General features: G+C 36.6%; 14 protein-coding genes. 5 read left to right on the top strand and 9 right to left on the bottom strand.

Annotated features, from left to right (window positions below; translation table 11 throughout):
• Nucleotides 1–153 precede the first annotated feature (153 nt).
• The 9 genes from HGC4_RS15360 to HGC4_RS15320 form a co-directional block, all read right to left on the bottom strand.
• Nucleotides 154–1185 (bottom strand): inorganic phosphate transporter, encoded by a 1032-nt coding sequence (locus HGC4_RS15360; RefSeq protein ID WP_050711018.1) that lies wholly within the window; start codon nt 1183–1185, stop codon nt 154–156.
• 14 nt (nt 1186–1199) lie between these two features.
• Nucleotides 1200–1847 carry a DUF47 domain-containing protein gene (locus HGC4_RS15355; protein ID WP_050711017.1) on the bottom strand — a complete coding sequence of 216 codons (648 nt, stop codon included), beginning with the start codon at nt 1845–1847 and terminating at the stop codon, nt 1200–1202.
• A gap of 140 nt (nt 1848–1987) precedes the next feature.
• Nucleotides 1988–3217: an ABC transporter permease gene (locus HGC4_RS15350; protein ID WP_050711016.1), complete on the bottom strand. Its 1230-nt coding sequence runs from the start codon at nt 3215–3217 to the stop codon at nt 1988–1990.
• Nucleotides 3214–3573, bottom strand: a complete 360-nt coding sequence (rbfA, locus tag HGC4_RS15345) for a 30S ribosome-binding factor RbfA (protein ID WP_050711015.1) — start codon at nt 3571–3573, stop codon at nt 3214–3216. Before rbfA ends, HGC4_RS15350 begins: the two co-directional genes overlap by 4 nt.
• 121 nt (nt 3574–3694) lie before the next feature.
• Nucleotides 3695–4330: an O-methyltransferase gene (locus tag HGC4_RS15340; RefSeq protein ID WP_050711014.1), complete on the bottom strand. Its 636-nt coding sequence runs from the start codon at nt 4328–4330 to the stop codon at nt 3695–3697.
• Nucleotides 4331–4335: 5 nt separating this feature from the next.
• Complete coding sequence (locus HGC4_RS15335; RefSeq protein WP_050711013.1) at nt 4336–4791, bottom strand: GNAT family N-acetyltransferase; 456 nt, start codon at nt 4789–4791, stop codon at nt 4336–4338.
• A gap of 104 nt (nt 4792–4895) precedes the next feature.
• The gene (gene pyk, locus HGC4_RS15330) at nt 4896–6359 is read right to left on the bottom strand and encodes a pyruvate kinase (RefSeq protein WP_050711012.1); all 1464 of its coding nucleotides are present in this window, start codon (nt 6357–6359) and stop codon (nt 4896–4898) included.
• A 24-nt stretch (nt 6360–6383) separates the two neighbouring features.
• Entirely contained in the window at nt 6384–6812 is a 429-nt protein-coding gene (gene aroQ, locus HGC4_RS15325; RefSeq protein ID WP_050711011.1) for a type II 3-dehydroquinate dehydratase, read from the bottom strand.
• A 202-nt stretch (nt 6813–7014) separates the two neighbouring features.
• The gene (locus HGC4_RS15320) at nt 7015–8913 is read right to left on the bottom strand and encodes an amidophosphoribosyltransferase (RefSeq protein WP_050711010.1); all 1899 of its coding nucleotides are present in this window, start codon (nt 8911–8913) and stop codon (nt 7015–7017) included.
• 365 nt (nt 8914–9278) lie between these two features.
• Here HGC4_RS15320 and HGC4_RS15315 point away from each other — a divergent pair, with 365 nt between their 5' ends.
• From HGC4_RS15315 to HGC4_RS15295, 5 genes are all read left to right on the top strand, one after another.
• Nucleotides 9279–9959, top strand: coding sequence for an ABC transporter ATP-binding protein (locus tag HGC4_RS15315; protein ID WP_050711009.1), 681 nt, complete (start codon nt 9279–9281; stop codon nt 9957–9959).
• A gap of 3 nt (nt 9960–9962) precedes the next feature.
• Nucleotides 9963–11219: an ABC transporter permease gene (locus HGC4_RS15310; protein ID WP_050711008.1), complete on the top strand. Its 1257-nt coding sequence runs from the start codon at nt 9963–9965 to the stop codon at nt 11217–11219.
• A gap of 23 nt (nt 11220–11242) precedes the next feature.
• Complete coding sequence (locus HGC4_RS15305) at nt 11243–12499, top strand: ABC transporter permease (RefSeq protein WP_050711007.1); 1257 nt, start codon at nt 11243–11245, stop codon at nt 12497–12499.
• A gap of 84 nt (nt 12500–12583) precedes the next feature.
• Nucleotides 12584–13738: an efflux RND transporter periplasmic adaptor subunit gene (locus tag HGC4_RS15300; protein ID WP_050711006.1), complete on the top strand. Its 1155-nt coding sequence runs from the start codon at nt 12584–12586 to the stop codon at nt 13736–13738.
• Between the two features lie 43 nt (nt 13739–13781).
• Nucleotides 13782–15128 (top strand): TolC family protein, encoded by a 1347-nt coding sequence (locus tag HGC4_RS15295; RefSeq protein WP_050711005.1) that lies wholly within the window; start codon nt 13782–13784, stop codon nt 15126–15128.
• Nucleotides 15129–15170 lie beyond the last annotated feature (42 nt).

Below are 15170 nucleotides of genomic sequence, written 5' to 3'. Positions count from 1 at the left end.
ATGTTATAAGAGAAAGAATCATCAAATAGGATGAAGCATTATCATATCTAAATGAACTGTATCACGCTATTTAAAATTAAAAAGGGAAGATTGTAAAATCTCCCCTTTTCGGTATATCTTTAAGTTTCCTTCTTAGAAATAAGAACTCTAGTATTAGAAGAAAAGAGTCAATATCCAATATACGAATCCAGCCATAAGAGCACTTACCGGAATAGTTATAATCCACGCAACCAATAGATCTTTGGTTACACCCCATCTAACTGCTGATAGTCGCTTAACTGCTCCTACACCCATGATACTACCTGTGATAACGTGAGTAGTACTTACCGGAATGTGTAACATTTCAGAAATGAATAGAGTAATAGAACCTGCAGTTTGTGCACAAAAGCCTTCAACAGGAGTTATCTTAGTGATACGGTTACCCATAGTCTTCATGATTTTCCATCCTCCTGACATAGTACCTACTGCAATAGCAGAGAAACAAACCAACGGAATCCAATCATGCATTTCGTTCATGTCAGACATAGCCATCCAATGAGGAAGTTCAGGTATACCCTGATTGGCAATAAGTGCCGCAGCTATAATACCCATTACTTTTTGAGAATCATTCAGTCCGTGCCCAATACTAAGTAAAGCTGATGATATAAGTTGCAATCCTTTAAACCATCTGTCGGCTTTGCCCGGTTTTACCTTCTTCATTGCATGAAGGGTAATTATTGTAATAATATTACCACCGATCATACCTATTAGAGGAGCAACCACAATGAATAATGCTATTACACCAACTGTATCTAAATGAACAGCTTTGAGTCCACCTCCTGCAATAGCAGCACCCGCAAATCCTCCGATAAGAGTATGCGAAGACGAGGAAGGAATACCAAGCCACCAAGTGATAAGGTTCCATGTAATTGCAGCTACTAATCCTGCTATGATAACATGCGAAGGCGATGCGATATTAGACAAATCTACTGTTTTTGCAACAGTGTTTGCTATACCGAATCCTCCAATAATATGTTTCGCAATAAAATAGGCAACGAAATTAAAGAATGCTGCCCAGATAACAGCTTGAGTAGGGGTAAGGACCTTAGTTGACACTACGGTTGCAATAGAGTTTGCAGCATCGTGAAAACCATTTATGTAATCAAAAATAATAGCAAGAACAATAATAATAATTAATAGCGTCATTGATTTGCTTTATTTTATGAGTATTTGACGATGATAGTCTTTATTATTTTACCAACAGCCTCTTGAGTGTCAGTTGCTTTTTCAAGCTCATGTAGGATATCCTTCAACTTTATTACTTCAATAGCATCTTTTTCATTCTCGAAAAGATCGATGAGGAAATGCTCATACACATCGTCCGCTTTAGATTCTATTTCATGTAATTTATTACAATACTCTCTAACCTTTGTGGGGTTTTTCTTTAAAACATCAAGCTCGTCAATAGCTTTAGTCAAGTATTCAGCCGATTCACGAACCAATAGAGCTAGTAATTTAGCACTCTCGGGCATCACTTTCGGGCTGTACAGCATGATTCTTTTAGCACAACTATTGATGTGATCAATTACGTCATCCAGCCTGCTCGACAGTGTGTTGATATCTTCTCTGTCGAATGGAGTAATAAACGTGTTGTTTAACTCTTCAAAAATCTTCGCTTGGAGTTTATCTCCGCGACGTTCCTGATCTTTTACTTTTTTGTATAACTCAACTGCTTCTTCATGGTTTTTTGCTTGTACACATCCAATGATTAAATCAGAAGCCGTTAGGATAACATCAGCCATTTGACTGAGTAGTGGAAAGAATTTGTTTTCTTTTGGAACAAATCTGTCGAATAAGTTATTCTTCATATGTTTATTTAACCTGTAAGTCTAGATACTCGGTTTGAATATTTTGGTGCAAAGATATAGTAAAAAAATAAAAAGTTAACCTTTTTTTAACATTAAAAAGTGAACAATTTGAACATTGTGATAATCTATTTACTTGTCAGTTAAGAATATGTATTTAATTTCTTCTTCAAAGTGTTTACGGGATATAGAACAATTAAAAATCCTATAAGACTAACTGTGACGAATATAAATAATATATCGGAAGCCAAAACTGAGACGGGGTAGGCATCAACTACAAAGGTGCCAGGAGTTTGTCCTAGTTTAAGTAGACCTAAATGCTCTTGTAAAAGACAAAGTGTAAGTCCTAGGATGAGCCCGATGATAGCTCCTGTCATCGAAATAAGCCATCCTTCTATTAGGAAAATTCGTGAGATCAGTTTGTTATTTGCTCCCATATTTTGTAGTATTTTAATGTCATCGTGCTTGTCTACTATCAGCATAGATAATGATCCCACAACATTAAAGACTGCAATAATGAGGATAAAAGCAAGTATAAGGAATGTTACCCACTTTTCGATATTCACCATTCGGAATGAGTCTGCCTGTTGCTCAAACCTATTTTTTACAATAAAGCTATCACCAAGTATATTTTGAATTTTACTTTGTACGTTATCCACCGAAGCATCATCCTTTAGTTTTAGGTCTAATGATGTAACTTCTTTGTCGTATCTGAAAAGTTGTCGTGCCAGACTAAGTGATACAATCAACATTTGTTCATCGTACTTAGCCTGATTAAGAGAAAAGATTCCCGAAGGGTAAGCATATACTTGTGTGAATGCACTTGAAGGATTAGCTAATTGTATTTTTACATCTCGCTTGGGAGAGTATATCTCTAGTGGGGTGATATTATCTGCTCTTAATCCCAAATTCATAGCCAGTCCAACTCCCGCCACACAATAATCTACATCGCCTTCTTTCAGGGCAAAAACACCATTTATTGTAATTCGGTTTATATCTGCCATCTTTTTGAAGTTGTCCGACACTCCTTTTATTAAAACCGGGTCTTGTCTCTCTCCATACCTCACTAAGGCATGTTCTTCAATAGTTTCGGATATGACTTCTATTTCGGGTAGCTGCTTTATTTTTTGAATATTAGGATCGGAGGGGTCAAATACTTTTCCTTTTGCAGGAGAAATTTGCAAAGTAGGATCAATCACACTAAAAGAGTCCGATACGAGTTGAGTAAACCCGTTAAATATAGAAAGAGTACATACCATTGCCAAAGTAGCAATAGCTATTCCGCACACCGAAATCATCGAAATCACATTAATTGCATTATGCGATTTCTTGGAGAATAAATATCGGCGTGCTATGTAGAAAGATAGATTCACTCTTCGGTTTCTTTCTTATCTTCAGGTTTTAATAATCTATCGATATTCTCCAGATAATCCAATGAATCATCTATGTAAAATACCAGTGAAGGAATAATGCGTAGTTGTTTCCCTAAGCGTTGTCCCAAATCGTAGCGTATTGCTTTCACATTAGTCTTGATGTTTACTAATAATTCGGGTCCTTTCTCAGAAGGGAAAATACTTAAGTAAGCTTTTGCTACACTTAAATCAGAACTAATTCTTACACCACTAACCGATACCAATATTCCGGGCATAGCTTTAGTTTGTAATAAGAAAATTTCACCCAATTCTTTTTGGATCAGTCTGTTTATTTTTTGTTGTCTGGTTGTTTCCATTTTTTTTATGTATATCTTGAATGTTTCCTAGTTCAGTAATATTCAATTCTATTACTGCATTTTATAATTATAATTGTGTTTGGCTGTCTTTTTCGCCAAAGTGATAAAAAGGTCTGAGACCTTATTTTTTCCAAATTAGAGTCAGTCCATCCCGAATTGGTAATATAACTTTCTCCACTCTGTTATCTTTTTCAAGCATGTCATTAAATGCTTGTATGCCTATTGTTTGTTTGTCGGTGGGGTGAGGGCTTTCTAAAACTTTCCCATCCCAAAGGGTATTATCGGCTATGATTAAACCTCCCGAACGTACTTTGTCGAATATCAAATCATAATATTCGCAGTAATGCCGCTTGTTAGCATCTATAAATACAAGGTCAAAGATACAATCTATTGTTGGGATTATTTGTATTGCATCGCCAATATGTAAGTGTATCTTGTCTTTGAGTTTCGATTTATGTAGGTGTTTCATGATGAAATCTTCCAATTCATCGTTAACTTCTATCGTATGGATTTCTGCATTATCATCAGCTCCCTCTGCCAAACATAGGGTTGCATATGCAGTATATGTTCCTATTTCCAGAATATATTTAGGTTGTACAATTCTGCAAAACATTTTCAAAAGTCTTCCTTGCAGATGTCCCGATATCATACGTGGACGAAGCAAGTTTACGTGAGCATCTCGGTTGAGATTTCTCAATAATTCGCCCTCTTCATCTATATGCGATAGGATGTATTGTTCTATATTGTCTTGCTCCATACTTTTTATATGATAATCTTACTGACGGTAAAATTAATCATTTCTACGCCTTTTCGTTCTACAATGTTTTCTCTTTCTAAAGTAAATCCTTTATGTAAGAAAAATGGAAGTGCTACTTTCGAAGCATCTGTTGTCAATTTTTCTATTTGCAGTCTTATAGCTTCTGTCTCTACTTTTTCATATAATAAAGACGCTATTCCTTTGCGTTGATAATTGGGGTGAGTATATAAATAATTGATGTGTCCCTTTGAAAGGATGAAATCTATAAATCCCGCGATTGTATCATCAATAAGGCAGACCCAAGTTTTAGTCAGATTGAGATTCTGCTCAAGAATTGAAATGGGTGCCCATGCATTTTGCTGCTCACGAGTATATATATCGGTGGGGATATTATGTACTGCCAGATATAATATTTTAGTCAAGTAGGAAGAATCTTCCGGAATATATTCTCTAATTTGCATGTGGCTGGGATACTAAAAACGAATGAGATAATAGGCGATTGTTATATCGCTATTATCTCATCAGTTGCAGTTATGCTATTTTGTTTCTATACAAAGTTGCAATATTATTCTACTGGAACATCATATTTGTCACCAGCTTCAAGCACTTTACCTACATTGTTGATTTCAAGGAAAGATGTACCTCCACCTTCAGTGAAGCTTCCGCTTAAATATGCAACAGTATCTTCTTTGCTAACAGATTTAGCTTCAGTAAGATTTTTTAATGCTTTCAAGAAATATTGTTTGTGTTTGTTAGTTGTATAACCGGTATCCTCTTGGAAACGAGCATCAACACCATAGCAAACAGAAAGGTAACGAGCTACTTCTTCTTTGTTACAGATTGCGAATACTGGGTTTTTGCTACGGAAAGCAGCTAATGTACGTGCAGTACGTCCAGTTACACTATCAGTAATAATTGCTTTAACACCAAGTTGGTTTACTGATTTAACAGCTTGTTTAGCAAGGAATGAAGTATTATCGTATTCTGAATCTTTGAATGGAACAGGAATAATGTTCTCTTCTAATTTAGAGATTTCAGCAGCACGAGCTACTTGAGCCATTGTGCGAACAGCCTCAACTGGATATTTACCATAAGCAGTCTCACCACTCAACATCACAGCGTCAGTTCCGTAATATACTGCATTTGCAATATCGGCAACTTCAGCACGTGTTGGACGTGGGTTTTCGATCATAGTGTGCAACATTTGAGTCGCAACGATAACCGGTTTTTTATATTCGATTGCTTTACGGATCAACAAACGTTGGATTCCTGGGATGTTTTCTTGAGGAACTTCGATACCTAAGTCACCACGAGCAACCATTACACCATAAGCGTGTTCGTAAATTTCGTCGATGTTATCAACACCTTCTTGATTTTCGATTTTTGCAATGATTTTAATGTCACTGTTGTGAGCATCTAATATTTTTTGAACGTCAAGAACGTCTTCTTTATGTCTTACGAAAGAGTGTGCAATGAAGTCAGCTCCGTATTTGATAGCGATTTCAATACATTTTTTATCTTTCTCAGTGATTGAAGGTAAGTTTACGCTTACACCAGGGATGTTTACGCTTTTACGGCTACCAATTGTTCCGTTATTTTGAACTTCTACAAGAAGATAGTCATTTCCTTTTTCGATTACTTTAAGAGCAGTTTCACCATCGTCGATAAGAAGAAGATTTCCTACAGGAACATCTTTTACGATACTTGGGTATGATACAGCTACTTGTTCTGGAGTAGATTTTACATTGATGTCTCCGATAACTTTCAGTCTATCACCTGTTTTTACAACAATCTTCTCACCAGACTCAGTTGCAGTTGTACGGATCTCAGGACCTTTAGTGTCCATCATAAGACCAATAGTCTTTGATACTGCACGCACGTTGCTGATTACTTGAACGAATCCTTCTTCTGTCATGTGAGCCGAGTTCATTCTAACTACGTTGATCCCTTCGTTGTACAACGATTGGATGAAATCAACATCACAACGCATGTCTGAAATTGTTGCAACAATTTTCGTTTTCTTAAACATAAAAGTAGTTTTTAATTATAATAATTATTTTGTATTTCTAATAATGTATTCGATCGCTAATTTGTAGGATTCGAGTCCCAGTCCGACTACTGCCCCTTTGCAGGCTGGTGCTATCATCGATTTGTGACGAAACTCTTCTCTTGCATGTATGTTAGAGATATGCACCTCTATAACCGGAGTGGTTACCGCTTTTATTGCATCATGCAGTGCTATTGAGGTATGGGTGTATGCTCCCGCATTCATTACGATACCATCATATTCAAATCCGACTTCATGTATTTTATCTATCAGATCGCCTTCGTGATTAGATTGGTAATAGAATAATTTGCAACTATCAGTATATAATGAAACCAATTCGGCAAAATACATGTCAAATGTAGTATTGCCATATATTGAAGGTTCACGTTTTCCTAATAAGTTTAAATTAGGTCCGTTTATTACCAATATCTTCATGTATAATAGTGTTTTAGCTATACAAAGTGATTGCTGAGAAATAATCATACAAAGATAGACAATTTTTTGTGTATTAAATACTAAATAGATGCAGTTTTATGCAAAATTAGAATGTGTTAATACGAAAAAAAGCGACAGTCGTATTCTTGAAGAATAATCTGTCGCTTTTTTTATAGAATTGTACTATCTAAAGTTTACTACATTAGTATGATCTTTTTTCTAAACCTTCAACATAGTTAAGGAAGGCTGTGTTTACCATGCGGTTTCCTCCCGGAGTAGGATAGTTACCAGAGAAGTACCAATCTCCATTGTTGTTTGGACATGCTTTGTGCAGATTATCAATGCTTTGGAATACAATCTCTACTTTTGCTTCCGTACCTTCGGGTGTTAGCATTTCTGCTATTTTTGAAGATATTTCTTCTTCGGTGAAAGGTGCATATATTTCCTTTACATAGTTAACTATTTCTTCTTTCGGCTTATTGCGTTGTGCTGCCGATTTTTGATAAACTTCGTCAATAATGTGTTCTAGATTTCTGTCTTTTAGAAGTTGTATTGTTGCTCTGAAAGCAGCAAATTCGCTCATCCTAGACATGTCTATACCATAACAATCGGGATATCTAATTTGAGGAGATGAAGATAATACTACAATTTTCTTAGGGTGTAGTCTATCTAGCATTTTGATAATACTTTGTTGAAGAGTTGTTCCCCTAACTATGCTGTCATCTATAACAACAAGATTGTCTTTGTATGGACGGATCGACTCATACGTTACATCGTATACGTGTGCTGCCAGATCGTTACGACCTTTATCTTCGGAAATAAATGTTCTTAGTTTGATATCTTTAATCGCCACCTTTTCGGTGCGAACTTTCATTGCCAATATTCGTTTAAGATCGTCATTGGTTGCATGTTCACCTTTTTCTCTGATCTTTTTGAATCTTACTTCCTGCATATATTCTTCCAAGCCTTGGGTCATACCATAAAATGCAACTTCGGCTGTGTTTGGAATAAATGAAAATACAGTATTGCGAAGATCCGAATCAATAGATTTTAGGATACGTGGAAGTAACAGTTTCCCAAGCTCTTTTCTTTCTCTGTAAATGTCAGAGTCAGACCCTCTCGAGAAGTAAATGCGTTCGAAGGAGCAAGGTGCAAATGATTCTTTCTTTTCTAATATCTGAGGGAACATAACACGACCGTCTTTCTTTACTACGATAGCCTGTCCCGCTTCCAGTTCTTTGATGTCAGATACATCTAAATTCATTGTTGTTTGGATAACCGGGCGTTCCGATGCAACAACCACAATCTCATCATCCATATAATAGTATGCTGGACGAATTCCCCATGGGTCACGGAATACAAAAGAGTCTCCACAACCTATAAGTCCACCAATAACAAATCCTCCATCCCATTTCTCGCTCGCTGTACGTAACATAAATGGTATATCTAGATTCTCTTCGATAAGCTTATTAAGATCGGTGCCTTTTACAGTTTTGTCTTTACCGTATTTGTCGTATTGAAATTGCACCTCACGATCAAGATGATGACCTAATGATTCTAATAGAACAAAGGTGTCAGCATAATCACGTGGATGTTGTCCTTCTTTTACCAAATCGTTGAATAACTCGTCAACATTAGTCATGTTGAAGTTTCCGGCAAGAGCCAGATTGCGTGAAGCCCAATTGTTACGTCTTAGGAAAGGATGTACATAAGATAATCCAGTTTTTCCCGTAGTGCTATATCTTAGATGTCCAAGAAATAGTTCTCCGGCAAAAGGGAGGTTCTCCTTTGCATAAAGAGGATCTTCGAGGTTTTGAGAAGAGATTTTGCCAAAGTGGTTGTGTACATTGCCGAATATTTCGGAAATGGCACTCGACCCTGTTGCTCTTTCTCTGAAAATAAATTCAGTACCCGGCTGTGCGTCTAACTTTACAACAGCTAGTCCGGCTCCCTCTTGTCCTCGGTTATGTTGTTTTTCCATAAGCAGGTACAGTTTGTTAAGACCGTGCCTCCATGTACCATACTTTTCCTGATAGTATTCAAGTGGTTTTAAAAGACGGATCATTGCGATCCCGCATTCGTGCTTTAATGCTTCTGTCATTACAGTTTTCTAAGGTGGAAATGTTCTTTTAATACTTTTAAAAAGATACTACAAATATACAGCGAATTTTGGATGAAAAAAAGTAAGAATAATTTTAAATATGATAAAAAAGAGATGTCATGAAAAAAACTAACATTTTTCTGTAACCAATAATAAAATATGGAGTCTTATGTATGTTGAGCAATGTAGTGAGAGGTTAAAAACATCTATTTTGACTATTAAATATAGTTTTTAGAAGCTATTGTAATAAAAAAAATCTTAAAAAGCTTGCTTAATAAAAATAATTTAGAACTTTGTGATATTTCCTTTCGAAATGATACTAATAGAGAAGTGTGGCTTACTAAAAACATATAAACAGACTTAAAGTGATACAAATAAGAAATCTCAATAAAACGTACTATGGAGGCTCACCTTTGCACGTGCTCAAAGGTATAGATATGAGTGTTGATAAAGGCGAGTTTCTATCTATAATGGGAGCCTCAGGATCTGGTAAGTCTACCTTGTTAAATATTCTCGGAATATTGGATACTTATGATACCGGTGACTATTATTTAGACAATGTCCTCATAAAAGACCTTAGTGAGTCGAAGGCTGCAGAACTACGTAATCGTAAGATTGGTTTTATCTTTCAATCCTTTAACTTGATAACATTTAAGAACGCGTTGGAAAACGTAGCTCTTCCATTATATTATCAAGGGGTGAGCCGTAAAAAGAGAAATATAATGGCAATGGAATATCTCGATAAAATGGGGTTGGCCAGTCATGCTACACATTTACCTAACGAATTGTCGGGAGGACAAAAACAGCGTGTAGCTATAGCTCGTGCTTTGATTGCTCAGCCTCAGATTATTCTTGCGGATGAGCCAACGGGAGCATTAGATAGTAAGACTTCGGAAGATGTGATGCGTTTGCTTCGCGAAATCAATGAGATTGATGGCATGACTATGATTATTGTAACTCACGAGCAGGGTGTAGCTGATGCTACCGATCGTGTGATACATATAAAAGATGGTATAATAGGATCGATCGAGATAAATAAAAAATAATCTATGTTTGATTTTGATTCATTAAGAGAAATTGGTGCCACGATCAATAAGAATAAGCTCCGTACTTTTTTGACGGGATTTTCTATTGCATGGGGTATCTTCATGCTTATTGTTTTGCTTGGAGCAGGCAATGGGCTGAAAAACGGAATAACGGCTAACTTTTCGAGTCGGGCAAAAAATGCAGTAAGTGTTGGAACTGGATATGTTTCGATGCCTTATAAAGGTTTGCCTGTTGATAGACAAGTTAAATTTGATAATAAAGACTACGACTTACTACGAAATAAAATTCCTGAGATAGATTATGTGTCGGCTCAGATCGAACGAAGATCAACTATTTCATTTGAAAAAGAATATGGTTCTTGGGGAATGAATGGTGTATATCCTGATGCAGCTTATATTAGTAATATTGATATGTCTACAGGAACAGGTCGATTTATCAATCAGATAGATATGGATCAGAGACGCAAGGTTATCGTCATTAATACCGAGATGCAGCAAGTTCTTTTTAAAGATGAAGATCCATTGGGCAAGTATGTAACTTCCGATGGAATTGCTTATCAAGTAGTAGGTGTATATAAAGATGAAACGGGACGTACCAATGTTCCCTCTTATGTCCCATTTTCTACAGCTCAAAGTCTTTACGGAAAAGGCTACAATGTAGATAGGCTCGATTTTACAGTAAAAGGGCTTAATACAATGCCCGAGAACGAAGCTTTCATTAAAAGGTTGAGAGAGAAATTGGGCGCTCTGCATAATTTCGATCCCGAAGATAAATCTGCCATCTGGATTTGGAATACAGCAGAAGATGCAGTGCAAACTGAGGCTATATTTGGTGGAATAACTATGTTTATTTGGATTGTGGGTATTGCCTCTCTTATTGCAGGTATTGTAGGCGTAGGTAATATTATGCTTATAACTGTAAAGGAGCGTACTCGCGAATTTGGTATTAGAAAAGCAATCGGAGCAAATCCCTATTCTATATTGAAACTCGTATTATTGGAGTCGATAATTATAACCACCTCATTTGGTTATATAGGAATGGTATTTGGTGTCGGACTTACCGAGTTGATCAGTGAGGGAATGAAGATGGCTCCTGCTTCTGCGGATGGAGGACCTAGTATTTTCAAAGATCCTACTGTCGATCTGGGTATTGTTTTAGCAGCAACTGCCGTATTGATTGTCTCTGGAGTATTTGCAGGCTATATTCCTGCTAAAAGGGCTGTTAGTATTAGTCCTATCGAAGCTATGCGTTCCGAATAAAAATAAAAAAGAAATAGTAGACTATGTTCGATTTAGATAAGTGGCAGGAAATATGGAATACCATCACCGCAAACAAAATGCGAAGTGTGATGACCGGCTTTGGAGTCTTTTGGGGGATCTTAATGTTAGTCATTCTTATAGGTGCAGGTAATGCTCTAGAGGGAGGTATGGCGAAAAACGTAAAAGGTTTTGCAACTAACTCGGGCTTCTTTTTTACGAATGTAACAAGCGAGCCTTACAAAGGTTTTCGCAAGGGACGTTGGTGGAATATGAATAATAGAGATCTCGAAATTATTAAACAAAAAGCTACGGCTCTTGAATATATCTCGCCAATGTTATTTGGCGAAAGCTCTTCGAAGAATGTGGTAATTGGTCGTAAATCAACATCGGCTCAGGTAATGGGCGTTTACCCCGATCAATTCAAAATACAAACTCAGACTATATTGAAAGGGCGATTATTTAATGATTTAGATATTCGTAATGTGAGCAAGGTTGCCTTGATTGGTAAAACAGTTGCCGAAAACTTGTTCGATAGTGGTCAAGATCCTATTGGAGCGTATATTCGGGTTAATGGTATATATTTTCAAGTAGTGGGGGTAATTCGTCCCAATTCTAAAGCTCAGATTGGAGGAGATGCCGAAACTTCGGTTTTTATACCATTCTCTACTATGCAAAAAGCTTTTAACCAAGGGGATGTTATCCACTTTCTAGGGGCTACAGCTAAACCTGGAATGGCTGTTTCGGTTTTGGAAGATCAAATTAAAACAATTTTAAAAACGAATCATAATATTGCTCCTAATGATGAGAAAGCTGTGCGAAGCTTTAATATAGAAAAGGAGTTTAAAACTTTTGCCAACTTATTCCTGGGCATAAGATCACTTATCTGGATTGTAGGGTTAGGGTCTTTACTTTCGGGTATTATTGGTGTAAGTAATATTATGCTGGTTACTGTACGTGAGCGAACCCGAGAGATTGGGGTGCGTCGTGCATTGGGAGCAAAACCAGTTGCAATTGTATCTCAAATTGTAAGTGAGAGTTTTGTTCTTACTTTCATTGCGGGATTTGGAGGCTTGTTTTGGGGCGTGGTTATCTTGGAAATGATAAGTACAGCAATGAGGGGAGGAGCTAGTGACGATATGTTCTTTATACCTCCGTTTATATCCTTCGGAACAGCTATCATTTCGATGACAATACTTATTGTTTCGGGTTTGTTTGCCGGATTGATACCTGCTTTACGAGCTCTGAATATTAAGGCAATCGATGCAATTCGAGAAGAATAGATAAGTACAATATAATACTGATATATAAAATAAAAAGAAGCAGGTTTACAACCTTAAAAGCAAAAAAATAAACATCAAATAAATATGGAAAGTAGCGCAAAAAAGAAAAGTCCTGTGAAGAAAATCTTCAGTATACTTGGAGTAGTTCTTATCGCAGTTGTAGTTGTTGGCATCTTTGTTTTCCTTTGGCAAAAGAGCCAACCGAAGGAGGTTATTTATGAAATAGTAGAGGTTGTAGAAGGGGATATTGAGAATGCTACTGTTGCTACAGGAAAAGTCTCTCCTCGTGACGAAGTTCTTATTAAGCCGCAAATTGCAGGTATTATAGAAACGGTTCTTAAAGAAGCTGGTGACTATGTGAAAGCGGGAGAAGTAATTGCTACCATACAAGTTGTTCCCGAATCTGCATCGTTGAGTGCTGCCGAATCTCAATTGAATATTGCTAAAATTAATCAGAATTTATCTAATGCTGATTATAACCGTCAAAAGCAATTATTTGAAAAGGGTGTAATAGCTAAAGAGGAAATGGACAAAGCCGAAGCTGATTATAGAAAGGCACAAGAAGATGCTGAAAATGCAAAAGATAATCTGGATATTATACGGACAGGGGTCTCTAAGAAAACCGCTAAATACAGTAATACTCAGATCCGTTCTACTATAGATGGAATGATCTTAGATATACCCGTAAAAGTGGGTAACTCGGTAATTCAATCTAATAACTTCAACGAGGGAACTACTATTGCTACTGTTGCAAACATGAACGATATGATCTTCATAGGTAAAGTAGATGAAACAGAAGTAGGACGTATCCATACCGGAATGCCTATTAAATTGTCGATCGGAGCTATTGATAATAAGAAATTTGACGCATCACTTGAGTATGTTGCTCCTAAAGGTGTTGAAGAGAATGGAGCAATCCTTTTCGAGATAAAAGCTGCTGCTCAGATTACTGATACTATAAATATACGTGCAGGATATAGTGCCAATGCTCAAATTATTGTAGCAAATGCAAAAGGTGTATTAACAATACCAGAGAGTACAGTATCTTTCAGTAACGATTCTGCATTTGTGTATATACTTAAACAAGAAACACCCAAACAGGTATTTGATAAACAATTTATAAAAGTTGGACTATCAAATGGTATCAATATCGAAGTTAAATCAGGTTTAACCAAAGGTCAGAAAGTAAGGGGTAACGAAAGAGATGAAAAGGCTGATATGCCACAACAACCTAAATAATAAATAGGTCTGATACTTTACTTATAAAATACGATATAACTCTATGAAAAAATATATTATAGCTGTAGGTTGTTTATTATTGAGCTTTAGTATGCAAAGCCAATCGGCTTGGGATTTGAGGCAATGTATTGATTATGCAATAAAAAACAATATAGAAATAAAACAGCAAGACTTGAAGGTGAAAGGTGCTGAGGTAGATGTAAATACAAGCAAAAATCAACGTCTCCCTGATTTAACGGGAGGGGCAGGTCAAAGCTTTAACTTCGGGCGTTCACCTAATGCATCTACTGGTGTTTTTGAAGCAAAAACGGCTTCACTTACAAGCTTTTCAGTTGCTACTAACGTTCCGATTTTTACCGGATTTCAGATACAAAATCAGATAAAAGCGGATGAGTTGAGTTTGCTTGCTGCTATGGCAGGATTGAATAAGGCTAAAGAAAATATGGAGTTACAAGTCACCTCCTATTTTCTAGAGGTTCTATTTAAAAAAGAAATACTGAGAGTGTATAAAGAGCAGGTATCTTTAACTCAAAAGCAAGTTGATAGAACTTCTATTCTTGTAGAGACAGGTAAGGTTGCCGAATCTCAATTGTATGATATAAAAGCACAACTTGCTAAAGACGAGCTGAATGTAACTACATCAGAAAATGAACTTCAACTTAGTTTGTTGGATTTATCTCAAGCTCTTAATCTACCTACTTTTGATGGGTTTGATATTGAAGCTCCTAAATTGACCGAAACTTTGATGGTGGAGGATGTACTTGCAGGTTTGGTAAAGCCTGATGTTGTATATGATCAAGCAGTACAAACGAGACCTCATGTAAAAGAGGCTGAATTTAATGTGGAAAGCACAAAGAAAGCACTCAAAGTTGCTCAAGCAGGTTATTGGCCAACGCTTAGCTTTGGAGCTTCGTATGATAATAGTTTTAGTCATGTTTACGGAGCAGATGAGGCATTTCCTAATGCAGGAATAGCTCATCAGTTGAGAGATAACTATCGTATAGCAATGGGCTTAAACTTAAGTATTCCTATTTTTGATAGATTTCAAACTCGCAATAAGGTACGTCAGGCTCGTTTAAGTATCGAAAATCAAGAGTTGATACTGGAGAATGTGAAATTGGCACTCTTTAAGGAAATACAACAAGCCTATCAGAATGCTACGGCATCGCAAGCTAAGTTTATATCTACAGAGAAAGCGTATGAGGCAGCCGCAGAGTCATTCAAATATGCCGAAGAACGTTATCAGATAGGTAAAACAAGTGTGTTTGAATATAATGAGGCTCAAACCAGATTGATAAGCAGTAAATCGGAACAAATACAAGCTAAATACGATTTTGTATTCAGAAGTAAGATATTAGACTTCTATCAAGGAAGAGAAATCACGATGTGATATACTAATAATGATTGCAAAAATAAATAAGGCTACCCTTGG

Origin of the sequence: Dysgonomonas sp. HGC4, from assembly GCF_001261715.1 — a bacterium.
Classification (GTDB): Bacteria; Bacteroidota; Bacteroidia; order Bacteroidales; family Dysgonomonadaceae; genus Dysgonomonas_A.
Note: the sequence above shows the minus strand (reverse complement) of the source record. Positions and strands in the feature narration are given on the sequence as shown.